The organism is Nannocystis punicea (assembly GCF_026965555.1).
In the GTDB taxonomy this organism is placed as follows: Bacteria; Myxococcota_A; Polyangia; order Nannocystales; family Nannocystaceae; genus Nannocystis; species Nannocystis punicea.
The window spans coordinates 7,987,328-8,010,575 of record NZ_CP114040.1 but is presented as its reverse complement, the minus strand read 5'-3'; the positions used below and the strand labels follow the sequence as shown (position 1 = coordinate 8,010,575).

Sequence of the window (23,248 nt, the reverse complement as noted above, 5' to 3'; positions counted from 1 at the left end):
CGGCGCGCAGCAGCAGCAAAGGCTCACGTCATGTCCAAGTTCACGCTCGTCCACGAGATCAATTGCGACGCTGACACCTTCTGGAAGGTCTTCCTCGACCAGGAGTACAACAAGAAGCTGTATCTCGAGGGGCTCGGCTTCTCCGGCTACGACATCCTCGAGCAGCACGAGACCGACACCGCCGTGACCCGCAAGGTCAAGGGCACCCCGAAGATGAACCTGCCGGGGCCGATCGCCAAGCTCGTCGGGCCCAACTTCAGCTACGTCGAGGACGGCAAGCTCGACCGCGCCACCAAGATCTGGACCTGGAAGGTCACCCCCAGCGCCCTGGCCGACAAGGTCCGCAACGAGGGCACCCTCCGGCTCGAGCCGATCGGCGACAACAAGGTGCGCCGGATCGCCGACCTCGTCATCGAGGCCAAGGTGTTCGCCGTCGGCGGCCTGATCGAGAGCACGCTCGAGAAGCAGCTGCGCGAGGGCTGGGAGGCCAGCGTGCCGTTTATGCACAAGTGGCTCGCGACCCACGGCAACTCTTGAAGCGCCCGTGATCACGCGAGGTGGGTCGCGCCTTCGTCACGGCCGCCTCGCGTCGCCCCGGGCTGTGTCCGATTCGTGCCACTCTCGGTGGCGAGGCTCGTCCGGTGGGCGGCCATCTTGGCGTTCGCATCGCGCCGCGTGCGCTTGCTGCCGCGCAGGTAGACCTCCCGTGGTGCGGGGGACGCGTGTCCGCACGACTCCTGCACGACGACCCATACGGTAACGAATACGCGAAGGCCCTGCTGGCCGGCCGACATCACTTCTGCGGAACCGGCGCGGAGGGCGAGAACAATGACGAGGGCGATGACAGCTACAATGGAGGTATAGCATCACACCATGCCGGTTCCATGCACAGCAAGTCCTTCACGTTGAGCCAGGCCGTGGACCCTGACGGGCTGCTCCGCTCGCACGTGGTGTGGATCAGTTCGGCGAACCTCACCAAACAAATCGGCGGTGATTCGTTCAACACCGCCATCATCTACGACAACCAGGAGCTCCACGATTTCGCCCTTCGACGGGGACGACGGGGGGCCCGCCTCTCGCTACGAGCAGTCCGGTGCTGCGCGGCAGCGGTGACGCTGCTCGAATTGGAACGCGCCTGGTGTGACCGAGAGGACGAGCGTCGTCGCCAGGCGGCTCGAGGGCAACGCCAGCGCGGCGATTTAAAGACACATCCTGTAGACCATCCGTACCGCCGGCGCGGCGCGGGTGCGTCCGGTGTGAGGCGGCGCGGTATTGCTCGGCGGGCTGTCCTGGTAGTAAGACGGGCGGCGATGGTTCATCGGCTCGCCCTGTTCACGCTCCTGCTGTCCTGCACGTCGCCTGTCGGCGCCGGGACGGCCACGTCGGACGACGAGACGGAGAGCAGCAGCGAGCCGTACGTGCCGATCGAGGGCAACGCGTTCCCGTGGGCCGGCGAGAGCACCGACGAGCTGTGCGCGGACGGCGACGACAACGACGACAACAGCTACGTCGACTGCGACGATTTCTCGTGCAGCCGCAACCAGTCGGTGTTCGTGTGCGAGGGTGGCTCTCTCTACGAGAGCACCCCGGAGCTGTGCGACGGCAACCGCGACGACGACGGCGACGGGCTGACCGACTGCGCCGACCCGGACTGTTTCAAGAATCCGTTCCACGCGGTGTGCGACAAGCCGCGCGCCGAGACCGACTGCCAGGGCGGCGGCGACGGCGACGGCGACGGCCTCACCGGCTGCGACGACTCCGACTGCGCGCTCGATGTGGCCGCGTGTCCGCCCGCGGCGGGCTCGCTGCGGGTGCTTTTTGACCAGACGCTCGACGAGACGGCCGGCGCCGGCCCGAACTCCGACTGGGTCGTGGACCGCTGGGGCCGCGTGCCCGCGCCGTCGGATCCCGACAGCGCCGACGAGTGGCACGGGGCGCTCAGTGGCTTCGGCTTCGGGCTCCACCAGCAGGGCCACCGGATCGAGAACCTGGTCCCGTGGGACGGCCGCCTGTCCCACGGCGACCCGGACAACCCGCAGGACCTCGCGCACTACGACGTGCTCGTGCTGGTCGAGCCGAGCCGCCGGATCCGCAGCGAGGAGCGGGACGCGATCGTCGAATTCGTGCTCGCGGGCGGCGGCCTGCTCGCGGTCGCCAACCACAGCTCCGCCGACCGCGACAGCAACGGCTACAGCGCGCCCGGGGCCTTCAACGAGCTGATCGACGACAACGGAGTGATGGCGGATCCGTTCGGCTTCCGCTTCGACGAGGTCGACCGCGACACACCGACCGTGCTCACCGACATCGTCGATCCCGGCCACCCGGTGCTCGACGGCCCCGGCGGCAAGGTGGCGGCGATCGGCTTCTACGAGGGCTGCACCGCCCACGTTACCGGCGCGGGCGCGGTCGGGCTGATCACCCTCGGCGCATCCGAAGAGCTGGTGGTCGGCGCCGCGGAGGCCGGCGACGGCCGGGTGGTGTTCATCACCGACTCGGCGATCCTCGGCGACGGCACCGACTCCCACGGCAACACGCTCACCGATCACGACTCCTGGAACGACCCCACGCAGGACAACCGCGCGCTGCTGCTCAATGCGATCGCGTGGCTCGGCGGGCAGGGATGATCGGCACGCGCGTCTCGTTCCGCCTGCGCTCCGCCCCGGTGTTGCCGAGCTGCACCCAGATGTCGACCAGGTCCTCGCCGCCGCACTCGTTGAGGCACGAGTCCGGCGCGACCATCTACAAGTCCGGCGCGACCAGGCCGAGAGGAGCTGTCGTCGACGGGGGCAAGAGACCGCCGACCGTGCGCCGCGCCGGCGACTCCCAGGCACGGGAGTCGGCTCAACCCTGCTGAGAATGAGGCTTATGGTCACGTGAATGCCTCGGACGTCTCCGGCTCGGCTCTCTCCGAACTGCGCCGTCGAACGTCCTTGGGGAACAAGGGCGCCCACCGGCGCCGGCGGAAGATCACTTGGCGGTTCACCAAGCAGCAAGCCCGAGCGGTGTTCAAACCCGATCCGATCACTACATCGCGGTCGGAGCACTCGCTGCCTTGGATCGCGTCGCCGCCATCCAGCGCAGCACCTCGTCGCGGTTGGTCGCGTTGATGCCCCGCGTCGATCGGCCGTACAGCGCCGCGGCCTCCTCCGCCATCGCTAGCGCCTCGGGCCGGGTCCGGCCGGCGGCGACGTTGGCCCGCGCCAGCGCGAACAGGGTGTCGGCGAGCTCGGCGGGCATGCCCTTGAACGAGCGGCGGATCGCGAGCGCCCGCTCCAGCAACTCGAGCGCGTCGCCCGGCCGACCCAGCTCGAGGTGGCAGCGGCCCAGGCCGGTCAGCGGATAGGCCAGGTCGGGGTGGTCGGGCTCGAGCAGCGCGGGCGCCAGCTCGAGCCCGAGCTGGTACACCGCCGCGGCGTCGCGCCAGCGCTGCTGCGCGGCCAGCACGTCGCCGAGCTGGTAGCTGATCGTGTACACGTCGAGCGACTTGTCCCCCATCGCGGCGGCGGCGATGGCGAGCGCCCGGCGGGTGTGGCGTTCGGCCTCGTCGAGCTCGTTGCGAGCCAGGTGGCCGAGACCGACGCCGGCGTGCGATGCCCCGGTGCGCGGATGCTCGGGGCCCATGCGGGTGACCCGGATGGCGAGCGCGCGCTCGTGCAAGCGCAGCGCCTCGTCGTAGTCACCCACCGCGAGCAGGATGTTGGCCAGGTTGTACAGCGCCTACGCGACGTCCGGGTGATAGCGACGCGTTGTGTGGTCACCTATCGGCTCGCCGGCAGCTTCGCTGCGTCGGAGGAGTCCGTCGATGTCGCGTGGGACTCGATCCGAGTCGCTGTGTTCGGGTGCGTCGACGAGGCCTGGAACCAGGAGGAGCAAGAAGTGAGCGCGGAGGAGCTCGAGATCTGGGACAGCGAGCTCGACGGCACCTGGGCCGTCGACGGCGACGCGCTGACCATCGAAACGCCCGAGGGCGAGCTCCTCTACAACCGCGTCGAGAGCGCCCTCGTCGGTCGCTGGGAGGGCGTCACGGAGGTCGACGACTTCGCCTTCGCCGAGGGCGGCGACGTGACGCTGGACGAGTTGTTCTGGATGAACGACGACGGCTCGATGGCCGGCTCCTTCTACGGCGGAGATCCAGTCTCCGGTTGCAACGTGGACTATCGCCTGACCGGGGCCTGGTCGGTCGGCGAGCCCGACGCTCTGAGCGTCGAATGGGACTCGATCTCGCGCGAGATCTGGGGCTGCTCCGACGAGTCGCTCGACGAGCCGCCGACCGAGGTTGTGGATGTCGAGGGCGATGTCTGGGACGACGAGTTGGACGGCGACTGGGAGGTCTCTGGAGATCATCTGATCATCACCAGCGCGACGGGCGAAATCACGTACAGCCGAGACCTCTGATCGCATGACGGGCGCGCGCCACCCGGAACATGTGAGATCCGTTCGGCGCGCCGGGTTGCTCTCGCTGCATCGCCGCCGCGTGTGCCTCGGCGTCCAGGTGCCGCCCGGTCTCGGGCTCGTGGCAAAGCGACAGCGTCTCGCCGGGAGCAACTCCGCGAGCGCGGCGAGGGTCGAGCCGATGCTGGCCCGGTGAGCTGCGGTCGCCCCGGCGGTAGCGAAACGGCGGGCGGTGCGCAACGCCGCCGCACGCGGACATCGTCAGCGTCGCCGCGCACGGCTCGGAGGCTTCGACCGCCGAGCCGTCGTCGTCGGCTGGGTGCGTCCGACGCCCGATAGCAGTGTCGCACCGAGCCGGCTCAGCACCGACTCCATCTGCGGCACGAATTCCTGCCCTTCGATCAGCTCCGCATCCTGCCCCACCATTGCGAGCTGAGCGATCAGCGCTTCGATGCTGTCGGCCCCGACTCGCAGCAGGCTGTGGCGTGCGCCATCCGGTTCGAGGATTCCGCACCAGGTGGGAATGCGGGACGCAAGCGTGGTCGCACTCCCTTTCAGCCGCAGCGTCACCCGGCAGGCGAACGGCGCATAGGCGATTCCGCGCTCGATGTGCGCGGCGACATCGGCCGGTTGCGTGCGCGCAGCGAAGACGGCGCCGGTGATCGGCCGGGCCACGATGCGGTCGACCCGGAACGTGCGCCAGTCGCTGCGCGACAGATCCCAGGCGATCAGGTACCAGCGCCGGCCGTAGCTCGCTACGCGCAGGGGTTCGACCCGCCGACGACTCGCGTGGCCGTGATGATCGCGATAGGCGAACTCCAGTGTCAGGCAATCGCGACACGCGGTCGCGATGCCGGTCAGCACGTCCGCATTCGCCAGCGGCTCGCCCATGCGCAGCGCAATCGTCACCGCATGCAACGCCGATGCGCGCCGCCGCAGTCGCGCCGGCAACAGTTGGTCGAGCTTCGCAAGCAGGCGCAGCGCGGTGTCCTCGATGCCGCCGATGGACGCGGTGGCGACGCGCAGCGACATCGCCAGCGCCACCGCCTCGTCGTCGTCGAGCACCAGCGGCGGCAGATCGGCACCTCGGCCGAGCGTGTAGCCGCCACCGATACCGGCCGAGGCCTCGACCGGGTAACCGAGTTCGCGCAGACGATCGACATCGCGCCGCACGGTTCGCGTGTCCACGTCCAGAGTCTCCGCCAGCGCCGCTCCCGACCAGTGGCGGCGGGATTGCAGCAGACTGGCGAGGCGCAGCAGGCGGGCCGAGGTGGACAGCATGCCCAAGGCTATCGAGGACAGAAGCTGTCCGCAATGGGTGCTAGTCTCTCTTCTCTCTTCAATCCCCACCCACCAGGAAGGCCCACCATGACCGAGTCGATCATCACCCTTTTCCACAATCCGCAATCACGTTCGGCCGGTGTGCGTGTGCTGCTCGAAGCGCTCGGAGCGCCGTACGAAGTGCGGTTCATCGACTTGAAGTCCGGTGCGAACCGCACGCCGGAATTCCTCGCGCTCAATCCGCTGGGCAAACTGCCGACCATCCGGTATCGCGATGCGGTGGTGACCGAGCAGGTCGCGATCTACATCTACCTGGCCGACCTGTTCCCGGCGGCCGGACTGGCGCCGGCCTTCGACGATCCACGTCGCGGCTCCTATCTGCGCTGGATCGCGTTCTACGGCGCGAGCTTCGAACCCGCGGTGGTCGACCACGCGATGAAACGCCCGGCCATCGATGCCGCGACCTCTGGCTACGGCAGCTACGACACGATGCTGCAGACGCTGGTCGAACAGCTCGGACGCGGCGACTACCTGCTCGGCGAACGTTTCAGCGCCGCCGACGTGCTGTGGGGCAGCGCGCTGCGCTGGACCACAGGTTTCGGCATCGTGCCCGAGCTGCCGGCGATCCGCGCCTACATCGAGCGCGTCGGCGCGCATCCGGCCTTCGCGAGGGCCGCCGAGCTGGACGCGGGATTGATCGCGGGGGCGGGCGGTTAAGTAGCTCGGCGCCCGACGTGTTGCTCGGCGTGCGGGTGTTGCTCGCCGCTCCGCACCCGACCCTCCTGCCCCGCGAGCTTGATGCTGCCGCCGCCTCGCGTCCAAGTCCAACGAGTATCCGGCGACGCGCACGGCGACGGACGGGGTTGCGCGAGCCGGCGTCGCCGGTCTCGTCGGTTTGGCGATGTCGTCGCCCGAGCTTCGGGCCCGGAGCAAGCGTGGACCGTGCTCTCCCGGGGTCCTGCGGCGCGCTGGCCATGGGGCCTGCGCCGTGATAGGACCGCCGCGTGTTCGGCCTGTTTCGCAAGAGTCGGTTCCCCAAGTTCACGCTCGGCCCCGAGGTCGGGCCCTACGAGCTCAAGGTCTTCATCCAACAGCAGAAGATCAAGCTGCAGTGGGCCCACGGCCAGGAGGCGCTGGCGCTGTTCGTGCCGTGGCTGGTGCAGGATCAGCTCGACTATTACGTCGGCCTGGACAAGCTGCAGAAGGGCTTCCGCGCCGGTGTGATGGCGTATGTCGACGCTCCGAAGACGCCGGTGTGGGCGCTCACCGACGACGTGAAGCCGGAGAATTACCTGATGATCGGCGGCACCTGGCACACGAACGGGATCGGCGCCACGCGGAGCATGACCGGGCAGCCGGTGGAGCAGGACATGGGGCGGATCGAGGCGGTGAAGGCCCTCATTCATCATACGGGCAATGACCCCCGCGTCCTCGCGGCGATCCGCCACGTCTTCGCGTTTCACGACGAACTGGGCAGCGAGCGCAAGATCGCCAAGCGCGGCGGACGGCTGGTCGAGGCCTGGCGCCTGGCGAGCGGCGGCTGACTCCCCGCGGGCGAGGCCCAGGTCGACTTCGGCTACCTCGGGCACCTCTCTCGACAGAGAGCTGCTCGCGCGACACGGATGGCATTGTCTGCGGCACCTGCTCGGGCTGCAGTGATTCGCATTGTTTCCCCGTGAATGTCTGTTCCGAGGGGGCGGCGGGAGGAATGCTGGCCAGCACCGCCTCCAGCACCAGGTCATGGCTGTCGCGCCGCGCCCTTGTGCCGGGCCGCACTTCACTTGAAGTCGGGCGCGCACTGCCGAATCGAGCCGCACTTCAAAGAGCGCGGCGTGGCCGGCGAGCGGTCCGTGGTCGGTGATGTGATTGTTGGCCAGGTCGAGGTGGCGGAGCGTCTCCGGGGCGAGGCTCGTCCGCTGGGCGGCCATTTTGACGATCGCGTCGCAGCGTCGGCGGCGTCGATCGCCCACGACAGGCGCATCCCTCGCCCGCATCTTGCGCGCCGGTCTCTCCTGCGGACTCCCCGAGCCCGGTCGCGCCAGCGCTGTTGTTTGCAGTCGCCCCGGACTTCTGCCGGATCGTCCGAGAGACATGTCCCTGGAGACATGTCCCTCGCGACCGCCGCCGGTTCACCCGAGGTCGCCCCACTTGACGATGGAGCCGTCCTCCGAGCCGCTCCACAGCGCGCCGTCGTGCCAGACCAGCGCGAGGACCTGGTCGGTGTGACCGTAGAGCGCCGCGACCTGCTCGCCGGTGTCGACGCGGTGCTGCGTGATCGCCCCGGTCTCGTGGCCGAGGAACAGCCACTCGTCGGTGACGCACACGCTGCGGGCCACGCTGCGCTCGCCGGGCAGGTCGAGCGCCACCTCGACGATCGCTCCGGTGGCGATGCGGACGACTCGCGGGCAGTCGAGACACGACACGCCGACGCGCGCGCCATCGGGGCTGATCGCCAGGGCGATGGCCATCTTGGGCAGGGTCGTCGACACCAGCGACTTGCCCTTGGCGAACGCGACCACGTTCAGCTGCTCGTCGACGCTGACCGCCGCCGAGGTGTTGCTCAGGGCGATGTGCTGGAAGCGGCCCTTGAGCTTGAGGTTCTTGGCCCACTTCGTCGCCCCGAACGCGCGCCACTGCGCGAAGCAGGTCGGCTCGCCGCGGTTGGGCGGATAGGTGTGCGAGAGGACGCCCCACATCGCGCCGTCCGGCGACACCGCGACCTCGCCGCTGCCGCGCTGGACCTCGACCGTCTCGATCTCCTCGCCGGCCGGATCGAACTGCGTGACCTTGACCGGCGACAACCCGACCGAGTCGTACTGGACGAGCAGCCGCTGGCCGTCGGCCGTGCGCGCCGCGTCGAGCACGCGGGTGCGCTCCAGCATCTTCGTCGCGCCGGTCGCCAGGTCGATCTCCAGCACCCCGTCGAGGGTGTTGGAGGGCTGGCACGTCTGCACCGTCAGCGAGCCGCCGTGGAACATCAAGCGCTGGGCGCCCTGGCTGTAGCCGGTCATGGTGGCGATCGGCTGGGCCGGCTGGTCCATGCGCCAGATCTGCACGCTCGCGTCGCTGAAGTCGATCGCGGCCACGTGCGTCGCGCTGGACGCGGCCGAGTTGCCGCGCCAGCTCGGGATGCTGCCGATCGCCTTCTCCTGCTTGCCGACGAAGATCACCCGCTCGGCGGCGACGTCCCACACCGTCACTTCGTCGAGCGGATCATGGAGGGTCAATCGCTTGCGGTCGTGCGACACGGTCCGGCCGCGGGCGTGGCCGGGGATGTCGGGGAGGTGGCCGAACTTGCCGTCGGCGTAGCTGATCCGCTTGCCGTCGCGGCAGACCATGCCGCCGTCGGCGGTGGCGAAGAACGGGTCGGGGCCCATGAAGAACGGGCTGTCGTCGCGCGGCTCGAGCCGGCCGTCGGGGTGGACGACGAGCATGTGCTGGGTCGCCAGGTAGACCGTGCCGTCCTCGCGCGCCGCCAGCGAGCCGGCGCGCAGGGCGTCTTGCGGCAGCTCGATCTCGCGGAGCGGCGCGCCGCTGAGCGCGTCGAAGCTGAACAGCACCGGCGGCTTGCCGCCGCGGCGCCAGTACACGCGGCTGCCGTCCGGCGACAGCGTGCCGACGAACTGCGACTCGAAGCTGGGCACGCGCAGCAGCGTGACCACGCGCGCCGAGACCGGCCACACTCGCACCACCGAGGGGCCGCGCGGATCGAGGATCGCCGCGACCACCGACTCGCCATCGGGGTGCGCGAGCATCCAGTCGACCACGCCGCCGACCTCGACGCGCGCGCGCGCCGGCGTGGGCGCCTCCGGGTCGTGCAGCGTGAGGCCGTGGCTGCCGCCGACGACCAGCGAGCCGTCGGCGAGGAAGGCCAGCGAATACGGCTTGCCGTTGAAGATCCGCAGCGCCGGCGAGCGCGGCGCCGCGGCGAGTTGAACGATCGGGGCGGGGTGATGCGGCGTCCAGGACATGATGGGGGTCCCCATGGATACCAGCGCGCCTCGGCCCGGTCGACCGGGAGATGGGCCCAGGATCTTCCCGTGTGCCGTTGATGCCGCGGTTCGAACAGCTCGACGAGACCGAGCTGCAGCTCGGCGACGTCAGCCAGGCCAACCTACAATTCTCGTACAACCTGTTTGACCTGCCCGGCACGGTCGTGCCCGCGTTCGCCATCGTCGGCCAACCGTGCCTGTTCACCGGCTCGACCGCCGTCCCGGAGCCGTGGAGCGTGGCCCCGGGCAGCTTCGAGGTCGGGGTCCACGACATCCAGACCGAGAGCGAGTGCACCGCGCAGCTCACCAGCGCCCCGATCACCGCGGCCGCCGGCGACCAGGTGCTGGTCGCCATCTATCACATCGACGACGCGGTCAAGCTGCTCACCGCACCGATCCCGGAATGATGACGGTCTGAGCGCGAGGTGGTGCTCCGCCGGGCGTTCGGCGAGATCGTCGCTGCCGCCCGCGACGCCGTCTCACGAGGCGCCGCCGCCGAGGGGGTCGATGAATTCCATGACGAAGGCGCCGATCGGGCCGTACGTGCTCCAGCTGCTCTGGGTGGCGCCGCAGCTCGCCATGTTGCTCCACCCCGGGAGGCTGGTGCCGGGCGGGCTGAAGAGGCGGTGGACGCCGGCCAGGAACCTGGACTCCGTATAATAGCAGTTGGCGCCGAGCACATCCCCGTTGGCATCGACGTCCTTGTATACCGATTCGAGGACGAACTCCCAGTCGCCGATGATCGGCGGGGTCGGGAGAAAGGCCGGGGTGGTCTGGTCGAACCATGGGGGGTTGTGCGCGAGATCCTTGAAGTTGATGGGCGTGCCCAGCACGGTCCGCGGCGCGCCGTCGAAGTACGCCCGGTACGCATTGGCCGCGGCGTTGTACCCGGAGATGCCGTAGCTCCGCTCGCCCGGATCGTTGGCGTTGTGGTACGAATTGGGCGAGATCGCCAGGAACTCCTGCGGCTTGGCGAACGCGTGCCCCTGGCAGGCGAGCACCGAGGTGGACGGCTGCTTCAGGTCGTACGACCCGCCCTGGCGGGCGCCCTCGAGCCAGGCCGCCTGCCCGTCGAAGTTGAGCGCGACGTGTTGCAGGGCCAGCGCCTTGCCGGTCTCGTGCAGGGAGGCGGGGCAGATCGAGTAGTACGTGCCGTCCCAGGGGTTGGGTCCGAAGGGTGTACCCGGGGGAAGGCTGGGCGGCACGCCCTCGGACGGGTAGCTGCCCGACGGCGGCGTGGCCATCGCGGCGATCGTGTATGTCCACACCCGGAACGTAGGGGTGGCCGGGCTCGGCGAGACATCGTGGTGTCGCAGCCAGATCGGGACGAGCTGCGTCGGCGGGCTCGCGGCGGGGCGGTGGATCCGCAGGACGAAGAACGCCTGGAGCGCCTGGTCGAGCGGTTCGTAGGTGTTGGTAGAGGGGATATGCGCGATCAGCTGGCCTTCCGCGGTCGGGGCCAGGAAATCGAAGCTGACCCAGCTCGAGTCGGCCAGCTGGAGCTTCCCCGTCTCCCACTTGGCGTCGTCGTCGGAGTTCACGGAGGGCGTGGGCGCCTCGACTCCCTCGCGGGTCCGGACGTTGGAGAACTGGTAGTTCCCCACGTACGGGGAATTGGTGCCCCAGCAATTGGGGGGATCTTCGCAGCGGAGCGAGACGGGCTCGTCGGGCTGGCCGGCGAGGTCGTCCGCCGCGAGCTCGTCGCAGCCGGCCGATGCGGCCGCGAGGGAGAAGTTCAGGGCGACGAGGACTTTGATGGAGGGGCGCATGAGGGCTCGACTTCTGGAGGTCAGTGAGGAGGGCCGGTCTCGGCGAACTGGTCCGGTGTCGAGGTAGTGACCCGAGGGGCGCAAAGAATTTGAGGCCTCGATCGGACCTCCAACAGCCGCGCACTCACACACGCGCGACCCGGGATGCCTCGGACTTCACCCGATACGGGCGGCCGCGAGGGCCGCAACGCTCGGTGGCGCAAGTTCGCGCCGAGCTTCGTCGAGGCGACGCGTATATGTTTGCTCATCCGCGGCGGACGCGAAGTGCCGGCGGGTGTGGGCACAAAGCTCCTTCGGACGACCAGAAGGTGAATCCTCGCGTGCGAAAATCGGACGGCAGACCGGGTGCCCTGGAGGCGGACGGGGGCTCCTCGATCCTCGACGCGACCGTCGGCGCCGATCCGGTCGGGTCGTCGGGGGTGACGCCGGAGGCCGGGCGGGCCGGCGCCGCGGAGGAGAACAGGGTGACGCCCGCCGCCCCGCCGGCCGACGCCGGCGATCCGCTGGGCAAGCAGCTGGTGAAGCGCGCGCTGTTTCCCAGGCGGGCCCAGCCCGTGCAACTCGGGCGGTTCACGGTGCTCAAGCTGCTCGGGCAGGGCGGGATGGGCGTGGTGTACGCCTGCTACGACGACCAACTCGATCGCAAGGTCGCCGTCAAGGTGCTGCACGGCGAGGTCGTCCGGGAGAAGGAGACGGCGCAAAAACGGCTCCTGCGCGAAGCGCAGGCGATGGCCCGGCTGTCGCACCCCAACATCGTCGCGGTCCACGAGGTCGGGCAGACGGACGGCATGGTCTACGTGGCGATGGAATTCGTCCGCGGCCTCAGCCTCGACGCGTGGGTGCACGAACCGCGCCCGTGGAAGGAAATTCTGTCCGTGTTCCTGCAAGCGGGCCGCGGGCTGGCGGCGGCGCACAAGGCCGGGCTCGTCCATCGCGATTTCAAGCCGCAGAACGCGATGATCGACGACGAGGGGCAGGTCAAGGTGCTGGACTTCGGCCTCGCGCGCCTGAGCGACGGCGACCTGCGCGAGGAGGACCTGGCCGGGGTGCCCGCGGGCCCGGAGGACGCGGTCCCGCTGTTGATGCGGCCATTGACCCGAATGGGGGTGATCCTCGGCACCCCGGCCTATATGTCCCCGGAGCAGCACCTCGGCGCGCTTGCGACCGCCGAGAGCGACCAGTTCAGCTTTTGTGTGTCGCTCTACCAGAGCCTGTACGGCCGCCTGCCGTTCTCGACCGAGTCGTTCGCGGCGATGCGCGACGATGTCGTGCACGGCCGCGTCGCGCCGGCGCCGTCGGGGAGCCCGGTGCCGTCGCGGGTGTTCAAGGCGCTCCGCCGCGGCATGATGGCCGCGCCCGGCGATCGCTTCGCGGCGATGACCGATCTGCTGGCGGCGCTCGAACGCGACCCCGGCGTGGCATACCGGCGCGTCGCGGCGCTGGCCGCCACCGCCGTGGTCGCCGGCGTCGCCGGCATCGCAGCCACCAGGGGGAGCGTCGCCGCCCCGCAGTGCCCGGACGCGCGGCCGGAGCTCGCGGGCGTGTGGGACGACGGACGCGCGGCGGAGGTCCGCGCCTTCGTGCAGGCGAAGGCGCCTGCGCGCGCCGGGGAGCTCCTCGCCGCGATCGAGCCGGTGCTCGCGCGCTACGCCGCCGCGTGGGTGCAGCTCCGCAACGACGCCTGTCACGCGCACGTCGAGGGGCGGCAGTCGACGCACGTGTTCGACCTGCGGACCTCGTGCCTCGATCAGCGGCGGGCTGCCCTCGCGGCCACCATCGATGCGTTCGCGCTCGCCGACGCAGCCAACCTCGACGATCTGGTCCAGGCGGTCGGAGGGCTGCCTCCGCTCGCGGATTGTGCGGACGTCGAGACGCTGATGGCCTCGCTGCCGCCGCACAAGGACTCGCTGGTGCGCGCGCGCGTGCAGATGCACCGCGAGACGCTCGCGCAGGCCGAGGTCCACGTGCACACGGCCCAGACGCGCCTCGGCCTGCAGCTCGTCGAGAGCGTCCTCGCGGACGAGAAGGCGACGATCTACGAGCCGCTGCTCGCCGAGGCGTACCTCCGCAAGGGGACCCTGCAGGCCCGCGACGGAGCGCCGGCGGCGGCGCTGCGATCCTTCGACGAGGCGCTGTGGACGGCGATCGGGGTGGGTCACGCGACGATCGCGGCGCTGACGAGCTCGCGGCGCGGGCTCCTCCTGGCCTATCCGTTGCATCGACCCGAACAGGCGCGGGCCGAGCTGCCATTGATCACGGCGCTGAACCGGGCGGTGGCGGGGGACGTGGAGATCTACGGCGAGTTCCTCAACGCCGTCGGCGTCATTCATGCCACGGGCGGAGAGTGGGCGAGGGCCCACGAGAAGTTGAGGGAGGCCGTCGACCTGCGCGAGCGGCACGGTCGCCTCGAGACGCCCCAGGGCATCAGCACCCTGTACAATCTCGGCAACCACCTGGCGAACACCTGGCACTACGAGGAGGCGGTGCCGATCTTTCGCCGGGTGATCGAGCTGTCGGAGAAGTTGTCCGGCCCGAATCACCCCGAACGCGCGATGTACGAGGTGCTGCTCGCCCACGCCCTGATGAACCTCGGTCGGCCGCGCGAGGCGCTCGCGCGGATGCAGGAGCTCCAGACGCGCGTCGATCGCAGCGAGAACAAGCTCGCGCGGAGGACCGCGCTGATCGGCCTGGCTCGCGCCGAGCTCGCCGTGAACGACAGCGGCGCGGCGCTGCGACACTTCCTCGCCGCACAGGCGACGAGCGCCGAGAGTCTGACGAATGTCACGTGGTCGTGGATCATGCACGCGGCGGCGGCGGCCGGGGACGTGCCGACGATGGAGAAGGCGCGCGACCAGGCGCTCGCCGGGATCGACGCGGATACGGACGTCCACGGGACCGCGTACCAGGATCTGCTCCTGCGATACGGGCGAGCGTTGGCGGCGCTGGGCCGGCTCCGCGAGGCGATGGAGCCGCTGGAGCGGGCCCGTTCGCCGCTCGTCGGGTCGGAGAGCCCGATGGACGTGCGGCAGCGCGGGCTCCTGTCGCTCGAGCTGGGCCGGCTCCGCGGGCGGCTCGGGGAGCACGAGGCGGCCGAGAGCGAGCTGCGCGCGGCGCTCGCGGACTTCGAGGCGGTGCTGCCGCCGCGCAACCTGGAGCTCGCCGACGCGATACTGGCGCTCGGCGAGCTCGCGCGCTCGCAGCAGCGGTTCGACGAGGCGGTGCAGTGGCTGACCCGGGCCGAGTCGATCTACGTCGCCACCGCCGAGCCCGATTATGCGCCGCTGCTGCGGGCTCGCGCCGCGCTCGTGCAGCCTCATTGAGCGCAGGCGATGGGCCCGGCGACGAGGCGCTCGCGCGGGCCTCGATGTGCGCACCTACGACTCGACCTCGAGTTCGCGCGGATGGTCGGCGAGACCGCGCAATTTCGGGGCCGGCAAGTCCGACGAATGGAGGTTCGCGGAGGCGGCCTGGGGCGGCGACGTCGGGCTCGACGAGGACGAGTTCGGCGGAAATACGCCGACGACCCGTCCTTGGCCACAGCTCACCCTGCCTTCCGCCGATTTGAAGTTGGGCGGCGCCTGGCCGGGGCGCGTGGGCGGAGGTCCGTCCGGCGAGGGGCCGGGTGCTATGATTCGCGTGACCTCGCCGGCGAGCGGCGGCTGGCGCCGTAGCGCAGATAGAGCACGGGCACGACGAACAGATTGAGGGCCGTCGAGCTCACGAGTCCGCCGAGGATGACCACCGCCATCGGGTGCTCGATCTCCTGGCCCGGTCGTTCGCCGCCGAGGGCCAGCGGGACGAGGGCCAGGCCGGTGGCGAGGGCGGTCATGAGGATCGGCGTGACGCGCTCGGCGGCGCCGCGCAAGACGAGCGCCGGACCGAACGTCTCGCCCTCCTCGGCTTCGAGGTGGCGGAAGTGACTGACGAGCATGATGCCGTTGCGCGCGGCGATGCCGAGGACGGTGACGAGCCCGACCAGCGAGCCGAGCGACAGCACGCCGCCGGTCCACCACACGCCGGCGACGCCGCCGACCAGCGCGAAGGGCAAAGTGGTGAACACCAGCAGGGTCGGCCGCAGGGCGCGGAAGTCGACGAACAGCACCACGCCGATGCCGAACACGGCGAGCAGCGACAGCGCGAGCAGGCGGTCGCGGGCGGCCTGGCGGGCGGCGTACTCGCCGATGAATTCGGGGTGGTAGCCGGCGGGGCGCGCCAGGGCGAGCACGCGCGACTCGACTTCGCGGGCCACCTGGCCGAGGTCGCGGCCGGCGACGTCGCAGGTGATGTCGAGCTTGCGCGCGCCGCTCTCGCGCAGCACCACGTTGGGCGTGGGGACGACGGCGACGTCGGCGACATCGGCGAGCGTGACCTCGCCGCCCAGCGGCGCCGCGATCCGCAGCGACTGCACGGCGGCGAGGTCCTCGCGCAGAGGGTCCGCGCCGACGACCACGACCTCGATCGTCTGCTCGCCGCGGTAGACCTCGCCGACCTTGGTGCCGCGGATCAGGGTCGTCGCGGCGCGGCGGACGTCGCCCGGGTTGAGGCCGAACGGGCGCGCGGCCTCGGGCTTGAAGCGAACCTCGATCTGCGGGACCTCGACCTGCGGCTCGACCTTGAGGTTGGTGATTCCCTCGACCCCGGCGAGCGCGCGCGCGACCTCGGCGGCCTGGCGGCGCAGCTCGTCCTGGTCGGGGCCGAACAGGCGCACGACGATCGCGCCGCCCGAGCCGCTCAGGACCTCCTTCATCTTCTCGCGCAGGTAGGTCTGGACGTCGCGGTAGATGCCGGGGTAGCCGTCGACCACGGCCTGGATCTGCGCCAGCGCTCGGCCATGGTCGGCCTCGGGGTCGAGGCTGATCCACAGCTCGGCGAAGTTGGGACCGACGACCTCGTCCGCTGCCTCGGCGCGCCCGATGTGCGCGCCGAAGTTGCGCACGCCGGGGATCGCTCGCAGCTCGTCGCTGGCTCGCACGGCGGTGCGGGCGACCGCTTCGAGCGAGGTGCCGGGCTTGGCGACCCAGTGCATCAGGAAGTCGTGCTCCTTGAACTCGGGCAAGAAGCCCTCGCCGAGCCGAGGTACCGACGCGGCAGTGCCGGCGAACAGGGCCGCGGCGACCGTCACCGCCAGGCGCGGCCGGCCCAGCAGCGGGGCGAGCAAGGGTCGGTAGGCGCGGCGCAGGCCGCGGGCGATCGGGCTCTCGTGCCCGTGGCTGCGCGGCAGCAGCAACAGGCACAGCGCCGGGGTCAAGGTGACCGCGACGAGCATCGACGCGAACACCGCCAGCACGTAGGCCAGCGCGAGCGGGCGGAAGAAGGCCCCGGCGACGCCGTCGAGGAAGACGATCGGGACGAACACGAGGATGACGATCGCGGTCGCGTAGACGACGGCGCTGCGGACCTCGAGCGAGGCCGCGAGCACCACCTGGAAGCTCGACTGCGGCACGGCTCGCCGGCGGTTCTCGGCCAGGCGGCGGAGGATGTTCTCGACGTCGATGATGGCGTCGTCCACGACCTCGCCGAGGGCGATCACGAGGCCGGCCAGGACCATCGTGTCGATCCTCGCGCCCCAGCCGTGGAGGACGGCGACGGCGGCGAGCAGCGAGGTCGGGATGGCGAGGATGCTGATCGCGGCGGTGCGCAGGTCGAACAGGAAGCAGCCGAGGATCAACACCACCAGGCCGCAGCCGAGCACGAGGGCGCGGCCGAGGTTGTCGAGCGCCAGCTCGATGAAGGTCGCGGGGCGGAAGATGGTCGAGTCGAGGACGACCGCGGGCATGGCCGGGGCGATGGCTGCCAGCGCCGCCTCGACCTCGCGGGTGACGGCCAGAGTGTTGCCCCACGGCTGCTTCTCGACGATGAGCAGCAGGCCGGGGCCGCCGTCGACGACCGCGTCGCCGATCGGCGGCGGGTGGGCCTCGACGACGTCGGCGACGTCGGCGAGCCGCAGCGCAGCGCCGCCGCGGACGGCGACGACCACCTCGCCGAGCGCCTTCGCATCGGCGGCCCCGGGGGCGTGCGCGACGGGCAAGCGCTGGTTGGGCGTATCGACGAACCCGCCGGCGCCGAGCTGGGTGGCGTCGCCGGCGGCACGCAGGACCTCGTCGAGGCGGACGCCGTGCAGCCGCAGGCGTTCGGGGTCGACCTGGACCTGCAGCTGGCGATCGCGCTGGCCCCACACGGCCACGTTGGCGACCCCCGGCACCGCCATCAGCCGCGGGCGCAGGGTCCAGCGGACGAGGTCGGTCAGCTCCATCTGCGACAGCGTCGGCGAGGACACGCCGATCTTCAGCAATCGGCTGGTCGACGACAGCGGCGGCATCAACACCGGCGGCCGGGCGACCATCGGCAGCTGCGGCGCCGCGCGGGCCAGCCGCTCCTGCACGAGCTGGCGCGCCGCCATCAGGTCGGTGCCGCGATCGAAGATCAGCAGCACCGAGGACAGCCCGAGCACCGACTTCGAGCGCAGGGTCCGCAGCCACGGGGTGCCGCTCAGCGCCGTCTCGAGCGGCACCGACACCCGCTGCTCGACCTCGATGCTCGAGAGGCCCGGCGCCTCGGTCTGGATCTCCACCATCGGCGGCGCGAACTCGGGGAACACGTCGACCGGAGTGTCGCCGGCGAGGCGGATCCCGAGCACGATCAGCAGCGCCGCGGCGAGCACGACGACGTGGCGCAGGCGCAGGCAGGCGTGGATCAGCCAGTGCATCGCGACCTCAGTGACCCGCCCCGAACTCGCTGCCGTACAGCTCGACGGCGCCGGTGACGACGACCTCGTCGCCCGGCGCGAGCCCGCGGGCCACGAGCGCGAGGCCGCCTGTCACTCGGGACAGGTCGACGCGGCGGCGATCGTAGCGGTGCTCGCCGAGCGGCACGTAGACCCATGCGCCGCCGTGGAGGTCGTGAACGATCGCCGAGCTCGGGATGGCCAGCGCGGGCGCCTCGCGCCGCAGCGTCAGGGCGACGCCGACACGCTCGCCGAGGCGGAACGCGCCGGCGGCGGGGAGGGCGAAGTACAAGTCGACGGTGCCGGCCAGCGGATCGGCGAGCGGCGGTCCGGCGAGCGGCGTCGCCGTGAGCGGTGCGGCGGCGCGGCCGAGCGGCGTGACCTCGACGGAAGACCCGTCGAGGTCCGCGAGCTCGGCCGCCACCGCCGGCACGCGGACCCACGGCGGATCGCTGCTGACGAGCTCGAGCAGCGGGGCGCCGGCCGCGACCGCCTGTTCCTCGGCGACCAGGACCTGGCGCACGACCCCGGACATCGGCGCTCGCAGGGTGGTGGCGACGTCGGCGGCCAGCGGGGCGCGGTCGATCATCCGCAGTCGAGCTCTGGCTGCCTCGAGCTCCGCCGCCGCGATGTCCCGCTCGACGCGTGCGTCCTCCGCGGCGCGCTCGCTGCCGGCCCCGGACTCGATGAGCCGCTCGGCGCGCTGCACCCGGCTGTTGCCGGCGACCAGGCGCGCCTCGGCCGTGGCGACGCGGCTCTGGCCCTGGGCCCGCAGGTCGCGGTCCACGGCCGCCAGCGGCACCAGGCGGGCGAGCGGCTGGCCCTGGGCGACGACGTCGCCGGGGCGCGGCACGTCGGCCGGCGCTCGTACGAGGCCGGCGACCGGCGCGGTGAGCATCACGGTGCCGCCGGGACGGGCGACCACCTCGCCGGGCAAGCGCCGGACCTGCAGCACTTCGTGCCGTTGCGCGGTTGCGACGGCGATCCCGAGGCGTGCTTCCGCCTCAGGGGTCAGCGTCACCGCGGCCAGCGATCGCTCGTCGCCGTGGGCGCGCGTCACGACCGGCGGCGGGCTGGCCGGCGGAGCGCTCGGCGGAGCCCCACAGGCGGCGCAGGCGGCCGCGAGCGCGGCGATCGACTCAAGGACGGGGCGCGGCATCGGTGGTTCCTCCGGCGCCCCTTCGAGCGGGCGAGGCGGTCGGTGACGGGGTCAGGCGGCGACCGACGCTGCGGTCGAGCTGGGCGAGCGCGCGGCGCAGATCGGCGCGAAGGTCGACCTCGCGCAGCCGCGCGTCCTGCAGCCGGCGGTTGGCGTCGAGGACGACCACGTAAGAGTCGGAGCCGGCGCGAAAGCTGCTGGTCGCCGCGGCCACCGTGCGCGTCAGCGTCTGCACCTGCTCGTCCCAGCGGCTCAGCGACTCGTGGGCCTGGCGGGCCTGTAGCTCCGCGGTCGCGACCTCGGCGACGATCTGCTGCCGCAGCTGGGCGTAGCGCCACAGCGCCCGCTGCAGCTCCGCCTTGGCCCGGGCGCGTCCGCCCTGATTCCAGTTGAAGATCGGCAGCTCGATCTGGTGAAAGCCGAGCGACGGGTGAAAGCCCTGCGCGTCGAGCTGCCCGTCGACGCGCAGGAGCCCCTGGAAGATCCGCGCCCGCTCGAGACCGAGGCGCTTGCCGGCCGCCTCGACCGCGAGCTCGGCCGCGCGGAGGTCGGGGCGGGCCGCCAGCGCCTCGCGCACGAGGACCTCGGGGTCGCTCGTCGATGCGGTGGAGTCGGCCACGAGCGGCGTGCCGTCGGGCAAGGCCGCGCTCGTCACTCCGAGCAGCTGACGCAAGCGCAGGCGGGCGAGCGCTGCGTCATGCTCGGCGCGAGCAGCCAGATCGGCGGCCAGCAGCGCCTCGGCCCGGATCGCGTCGCGCTCGAGTCGACTGGTGTCCCCGGCGTCCACGCGCGCCTGGGCCAGCTCCTCGCTCTCGGTCCACAGCCCCACCAGCTCGGCGCGGGCGCGAGCACGTTCGGCCGCTGCCGCGGCGTCGGCGTGGGCGAGCCGGACGTCGCGGATCAGATCGAGGCCGGTCTGGACCAGCGAGTGGGCGACGCGCTCCACGTCGCGCTGCGCGGCCCGGACCCGGGCAGGACGCTGCGCCAGCGCGGCGAGGGGGAGCAGCAGATAGCCGCTGAGTTGGTGCGGGCCCAGCGGGAACAGCATCGTCAGCATCGGGTTCGGCAGCGCCCCGGCGTCGGCCAGATCGGCGCGGGCGACGGCCAGCTGCGCGAGGTCGGCTTGAAACCCCGGGCTGTTCCAGAGCGCGACGCTGACGGCCTCGCCCGCGTCGAGCCCGTCGGTCAGCGAGACGCCGGCGGGCAGGGCCGGCTCCTGCCCGGGCTCGGGCGCGCCGACGGCGACGCCGGGGACCCGCTCCGCCAGATCGTCGGCGATCCACTCCCGGTCGAAGCGGGAGCTGGCACATCCCGTGAGCAGCAGGACCTGGGCCGCCTTTGCGAGCCGTCGTCTCGCGGTCGACCGAGACGTGTCCGCCAGCGCGTGGCGACCGACGCGAGCTGTCGCCGATGTCCTCGTTCGGAGCAACGCGGCGGAGCCTACCCGCCCCAGCTTAACCGGCGCCTAACGCCGAGGACGAGCGCCGCGCCGTCGCCTCGGCTCAATCGGGGCCCGAGGCCGTCGACGAACACCACGGCGAGAATTGCAGCGTGGCGCGAGTTCCACTCCCGGTGTTGACGAGCCCGAGCGAGCCGCGATGGAGAGCAGCCACGTGCTCGACGAGGGCCAGGCCCAGGCCGGCGCCGCGGACGCGGCGCGCGTGGTTCGTGCCGCGAACGAAAGGTGTGCGGACGCGGGCCAGATCGGCCTCGGACAGACCGGCGCCGTGGTCGTCGACCTGCACGACGATCTCGTCCGCGCCCGTACGGGTGTGGACCTCGACGGCTCCCGGTGAATACTTGAGCGCGTTGTCCAGCAGGTTGCCGACCGCCAGCCGCAGCAACAGCTCGTCGCCGCGGACGATCACCGGCTCGTTTCCCTGACGCACGTGAACTCGCGCAGCATCGACCGGCGAGAGCGATGCGACGCAAGCCGCGACGACCTCGTCGAGATCGACCGCTTCGCCCGTGATCGCCTGGTTGCGCGCGAGCGCGAGCAGGATCTCCATGGTGCGTCCCAGCTCCTGACTCGTCCGCGCCGCCGCCGTGATCCGGTCGTGGAGCGCCGACCCGGCGGGCAATTCTCCGCTGGCCAGCTCGAGCTGGCCGCACAACCGCGTCAGCGGCGTCCGCAGCTCGTGAGCCGCGTCGGCGACGAAGCGTTGCTCGCGTTCGACCGACCGCTGGATCCGCTCGAGCAGCGAGTTGAGCGTGGAAGCCAGGGTATCGACTTCGGCGACCCCCCAGTCGCTCTCGATCCGCTGGTTGCGATCCAGCACCCTCAAGGTCCCGAGCTCGCGCTCGAACTCCGCCAGCGGCGACAGACGCGTACGGAGCCAGCGGCGGCCGAGGATCGCCAGCACGACGGTCACGGCGAGCGCGTTCAAGATCATCGCGCGATCAGCGGCACGAGGTCCGTGATGATCGCGGCCAGCGGCGAGGCCACGACGACCGTGGCGCCCGCGTCCGTCTGAACCGCACAGATACGCGACCGAAGCCCGTCCAGCTCCGCCTGGCGGCAGCCTTCTTGACCTGTCCAATCGGACAGGACGCCCCGCTCTGTGGGGCCGCCGATGCGTTCCGGCCCGCGCCAGGCTTCGATGCGGCGTCCGAACCACTGCTCGGCCTGCAGCTCGGGAGCGATGAGGGCGTCCTTGTCGGGCCGCCGGTCGGCTTCGTAGTCGCTCAGTTCGGTCCCCACCGTCCGCGCCAGCGCGGTCGCGTGGTCATCGTCGCGTCGCACCATGATGAGCAGCATCGCCGCGCTGCCGACGGTCACGGTCGCCGTCGAGAACGCGATCACGCTGACCAGGTACGCCTTCAGCACCGTCTGCACGACGGAGGCGCGTCGTCTCATGATTCGAGCTCCAGCGCGTAGCCCAGGCCGCGAGCCGTCCGCACCAGCTCGCGTTCGTCACCTGCGTCGAGCTTGCGCCGCAGCCGCGACATGATGACCTCGAGGCTCGCCCGCGTCCGCTCGGACGCCTCGCCCCACGAGCGCGCCAGGATGTCGTCGAAGCTGACGACGCGCCCGCGGGCGTCGGCGAGGACGCGGAGGACGTCCCATTCACGCGCGGTGACCGGCACCTCGCGCCCGGAGACGAAGGCCTTGCGCGCCGTGAAATCGAGCTGCACCGCCCCCGCGCGCAGGACGGTCGGCCGCAGGCTCGGGCCGCGGCGGCCGAGCGCATGCAGCCGGGCCACGAGCTCGCGCAGCGCGAAGGGCTTGGGCAGGTAATCGTCGGCGCCGGCGTCCAGCCCGTCGACGCGGGCGCCGACGGTGCCTCGCGCGCTCAGGAACAAGATCGGCGTCTGGACCCCCCGGCGGCGCAGCTCGCCGCACAGCTCGAGCCCCGAGGCGTCGCCGAGCATGACGTCGAGCACGATGACGTCGAACTCGGCCTCTGAAACCGCGCTCAGGGCCTCGCCCGGCCCGGTCGCCAGGGTGGACCGGTGTCCCTCGCGTCGCAGGGTGCTCGCCACCAGCTCCAGCGTCTCCTCGTCGTCGTCCACGATGAGCACGTGCATCGCGCTGTCTCGCCGCACATCTTCGCCGCTTCGCACGCGATCGACAACCACGCCCGGTTCGCGGCGGTGAACCCGCTGCCTGCCTGCGCACGCGTCCGGCCGCTCGCCCGCGCCAAACCCTGGGACTCGCCGGCGACGCCGCCGAGGCCCGCCGGCGCGAGTGCCTGGGCCGCGGCGGGTCGGGCACGAGCCGCAGCGGCCCGACCTCCATGGGGCGTGCGCGGAGGTCGGCGGTGAAGCGATCGGCGAGCACCTTCGGGTCGGGCAGGGCGTCGCGGGCGTCAAGTTGCCGCGGCGGTCGGAGGGAAGGCCTGACCCACGCTGGCGGCTGGAAGAGCGAGGCCGACGCGTCCCTCGGCGACGACTCGCGGCTGCGCGACAGGCTCGCCCGCGGACGCTCGCC

General features: G+C 71.4%; 17 protein-coding genes. 7 read left to right on the top strand and 10 right to left on the bottom strand.

Annotated elements, in window-relative coordinates:
* The first annotated feature begins 30 nt into the window (after nt 1-30).
* Both O0S08_RS30790 and O0S08_RS30785 read left to right on the top strand, forming a co-directional pair.
* The gene (locus O0S08_RS30790; RefSeq protein WP_269032923.1) at nt 31-537 is read left to right on the top strand and encodes a DUF2505 domain-containing protein; all 507 of its coding nucleotides are present in this window, start codon (nt 31-33) and stop codon (nt 535-537) included.
* A gap of 773 nt (nt 538-1,310) precedes the next feature.
* Nucleotides 1,311-2,624, top strand: coding sequence for a type 1 glutamine amidotransferase family protein (locus tag O0S08_RS30785; protein ID WP_269032922.1), 1,314 nt, complete (start codon nt 1,311-1,313; stop codon nt 2,622-2,624).
* 400 nt (nt 2,625-3,024) lie between these two features.
* Here O0S08_RS30785 and O0S08_RS30780 read toward each other — a convergent pair whose 3' ends face one another.
* Complete coding sequence (locus O0S08_RS30780) at nt 3,025-3,714, bottom strand: tetratricopeptide repeat protein (RefSeq protein WP_269041880.1); 690 nt, start codon at nt 3,712-3,714, stop codon at nt 3,025-3,027.
* Between the two features lie 36 nt (nt 3,715-3,750).
* Here O0S08_RS30780 and O0S08_RS30775 point away from each other — a divergent pair, with 36 nt between their 5' ends.
* The gene (locus O0S08_RS30775) at nt 3,751-4,395 is read left to right on the top strand and encodes a hypothetical protein (protein WP_269032921.1); all 645 of its coding nucleotides are present in this window, start codon (nt 3,751-3,753) and stop codon (nt 4,393-4,395) included.
* 258 nt (nt 4,396-4,653) lie between these two features.
* Here O0S08_RS30775 and O0S08_RS30770 read toward each other — a convergent pair whose 3' ends face one another.
* Entirely contained in the window at nt 4,654-5,673 is a 1,020-nt protein-coding gene (locus O0S08_RS30770; protein ID WP_269032920.1) for a helix-turn-helix transcriptional regulator, read from the bottom strand.
* Nucleotides 5,674-5,760: 87 nt separating this feature from the next.
* Between O0S08_RS30770 and O0S08_RS30765 the strand changes: the two genes are divergently transcribed.
* Both O0S08_RS30765 and O0S08_RS30760 read left to right on the top strand, forming a co-directional pair.
* Entirely contained in the window at nt 5,761-6,390 is a 630-nt protein-coding gene (locus O0S08_RS30765) for a glutathione S-transferase family protein (RefSeq protein WP_269032919.1), read from the top strand.
* Nucleotides 6,391-6,677: 287 nt separating this feature from the next.
* Nucleotides 6,678-7,217, top strand: coding sequence for a hypothetical protein (locus tag O0S08_RS30760; RefSeq protein ID WP_269032918.1), 540 nt, complete (start codon nt 6,678-6,680; stop codon nt 7,215-7,217).
* Between the two features lie 585 nt (nt 7,218-7,802).
* Here O0S08_RS30760 and O0S08_RS30755 read toward each other — a convergent pair.
* A complete protein-coding gene (locus O0S08_RS30755) occupies nt 7,803-9,644 on the bottom strand; it encodes a WD40 repeat domain-containing protein (protein WP_269032917.1) in 1,842 nt (613 codons plus the stop codon).
* Between the two features lie 80 nt (nt 9,645-9,724).
* On the opposite strand from O0S08_RS30755, the gene O0S08_RS30750 reads away from it, so the two are divergent.
* Entirely contained in the window at nt 9,725-10,072 is a 348-nt protein-coding gene (locus tag O0S08_RS30750) for a hypothetical protein (protein WP_269032916.1), read from the top strand.
* A 72-nt stretch (nt 10,073-10,144) separates the two neighbouring features.
* Here the strand turns inward: O0S08_RS30750 and O0S08_RS30745 are convergent, their stop codons facing one another.
* Nucleotides 10,145-11,434: a hypothetical protein gene (locus O0S08_RS30745; RefSeq protein ID WP_269032915.1), complete on the bottom strand. Its 1,290-nt coding sequence runs from the start codon at nt 11,432-11,434 to the stop codon at nt 10,145-10,147.
* A 320-nt stretch (nt 11,435-11,754) separates the two neighbouring features.
* Here O0S08_RS30745 and O0S08_RS30740 point away from each other — a divergent pair, with 320 nt between their 5' ends.
* Entirely contained in the window at nt 11,755-14,754 is a 3,000-nt protein-coding gene (locus O0S08_RS30740) for a serine/threonine-protein kinase (RefSeq protein ID WP_269032914.1), read from the top strand.
* A 305-nt stretch (nt 14,755-15,059) separates the two neighbouring features.
* Here O0S08_RS30740 and O0S08_RS30735 read toward each other — a convergent pair whose 3' ends face one another.
* The 6 genes from O0S08_RS30735 to O0S08_RS30710 form a co-directional block, all read right to left on the bottom strand.
* Complete coding sequence (locus O0S08_RS30735; RefSeq protein ID WP_269032913.1) at nt 15,060-18,140, bottom strand: efflux RND transporter permease subunit; 3,081 nt, start codon at nt 18,138-18,140, stop codon at nt 15,060-15,062.
* A gap of 7 nt (nt 18,141-18,147) precedes the next feature.
* On the bottom strand, nt 18,148-19,317 hold the full coding sequence (locus O0S08_RS30730) for an efflux RND transporter periplasmic adaptor subunit (RefSeq protein WP_269032912.1): 1,170 nt from the start codon (nt 19,315-19,317) through the stop codon (nt 18,148-18,150).
* Complete coding sequence (locus O0S08_RS30725) at nt 19,298-20,746, bottom strand: TolC family protein (protein WP_269032911.1); 1,449 nt, start codon at nt 20,744-20,746, stop codon at nt 19,298-19,300. Before O0S08_RS30725 ends, O0S08_RS30730 begins: the two co-directional genes overlap by 20 nt.
* Nucleotides 20,747-20,819: 73 nt before the next feature.
* Nucleotides 20,820-21,710, bottom strand: a complete 891-nt coding sequence (locus O0S08_RS30720; protein ID WP_269032910.1) for a sensor histidine kinase — start codon at nt 21,708-21,710, stop codon at nt 20,820-20,822.
* Nucleotides 21,707-22,174, bottom strand: a complete 468-nt coding sequence (locus tag O0S08_RS30715) for a hypothetical protein (protein WP_269032909.1) — start codon at nt 22,172-22,174, stop codon at nt 21,707-21,709. Before O0S08_RS30715 ends, O0S08_RS30720 begins: the two co-directional genes overlap by 4 nt.
* Complete coding sequence (locus O0S08_RS30710; RefSeq protein WP_269032908.1) at nt 22,171-22,845, bottom strand: response regulator transcription factor; 675 nt, start codon at nt 22,843-22,845, stop codon at nt 22,171-22,173. Before O0S08_RS30710 ends, O0S08_RS30715 begins: the two co-directional genes overlap by 4 nt.
* Nucleotides 22,846-23,248: the final 403 nt, after the last annotated feature.

Bases quoted from the DNA above. Each gene is read 5' to 3' on its own strand.
- O0S08_RS30755 (WP_269032917.1), bottom strand. From the start codon at position 9,644: ATGTCCTGGACGCCGCATCACCCCGCCCCGATCGTTCAACTCGCCGCG.
- O0S08_RS30735 (WP_269032913.1), bottom strand. From the start codon at position 18,140: ATGCACTGGCTGATCCACGCCTGCCTGCGCCTGCGCCACGTCGTCGTG.
- O0S08_RS30710 (WP_269032908.1), bottom strand. From the start codon at position 22,845: ATGCACGTGCTCATCGTGGACGACGACGAGGAGACGCTGGAGCTGGTG.
- O0S08_RS30790 (WP_269032923.1), top strand. From the start codon at position 31: ATGTCCAAGTTCACGCTCGTCCACGAGATCAATTGCGACGCTGACACC.
- O0S08_RS30730 (WP_269032912.1), bottom strand. From the start codon at position 19,317: ATGCCGCGCCCCGTCCTTGAGTCGATCGCCGCGCTCGCGGCCGCCTGC.
- O0S08_RS30785 (WP_269032922.1), top strand. From the start codon at position 1,311: ATGGTTCATCGGCTCGCCCTGTTCACGCTCCTGCTGTCCTGCACGTCG.
- O0S08_RS30715 (WP_269032909.1), bottom strand. From the start codon at position 22,174: ATGAGACGACGCGCCTCCGTCGTGCAGACGGTGCTGAAGGCGTACCTG.
- O0S08_RS30720 (WP_269032910.1), bottom strand. From the start codon at position 21,710: ATGATCTTGAACGCGCTCGCCGTGACCGTCGTGCTGGCGATCCTCGGC.
- O0S08_RS30765 (WP_269032919.1), top strand. From the start codon at position 5,761: ATGACCGAGTCGATCATCACCCTTTTCCACAATCCGCAATCACGTTCG.
- O0S08_RS30750 (WP_269032916.1), top strand. From the start codon at position 9,725: ATGCCGCGGTTCGAACAGCTCGACGAGACCGAGCTGCAGCTCGGCGAC.
- O0S08_RS30745 (WP_269032915.1), bottom strand. From the start codon at position 11,434: ATGCGCCCCTCCATCAAAGTCCTCGTCGCCCTGAACTTCTCCCTCGCG.
- O0S08_RS30770 (WP_269032920.1), bottom strand. From the start codon at position 5,673: ATGCTGTCCACCTCGGCCCGCCTGCTGCGCCTCGCCAGTCTGCTGCAA.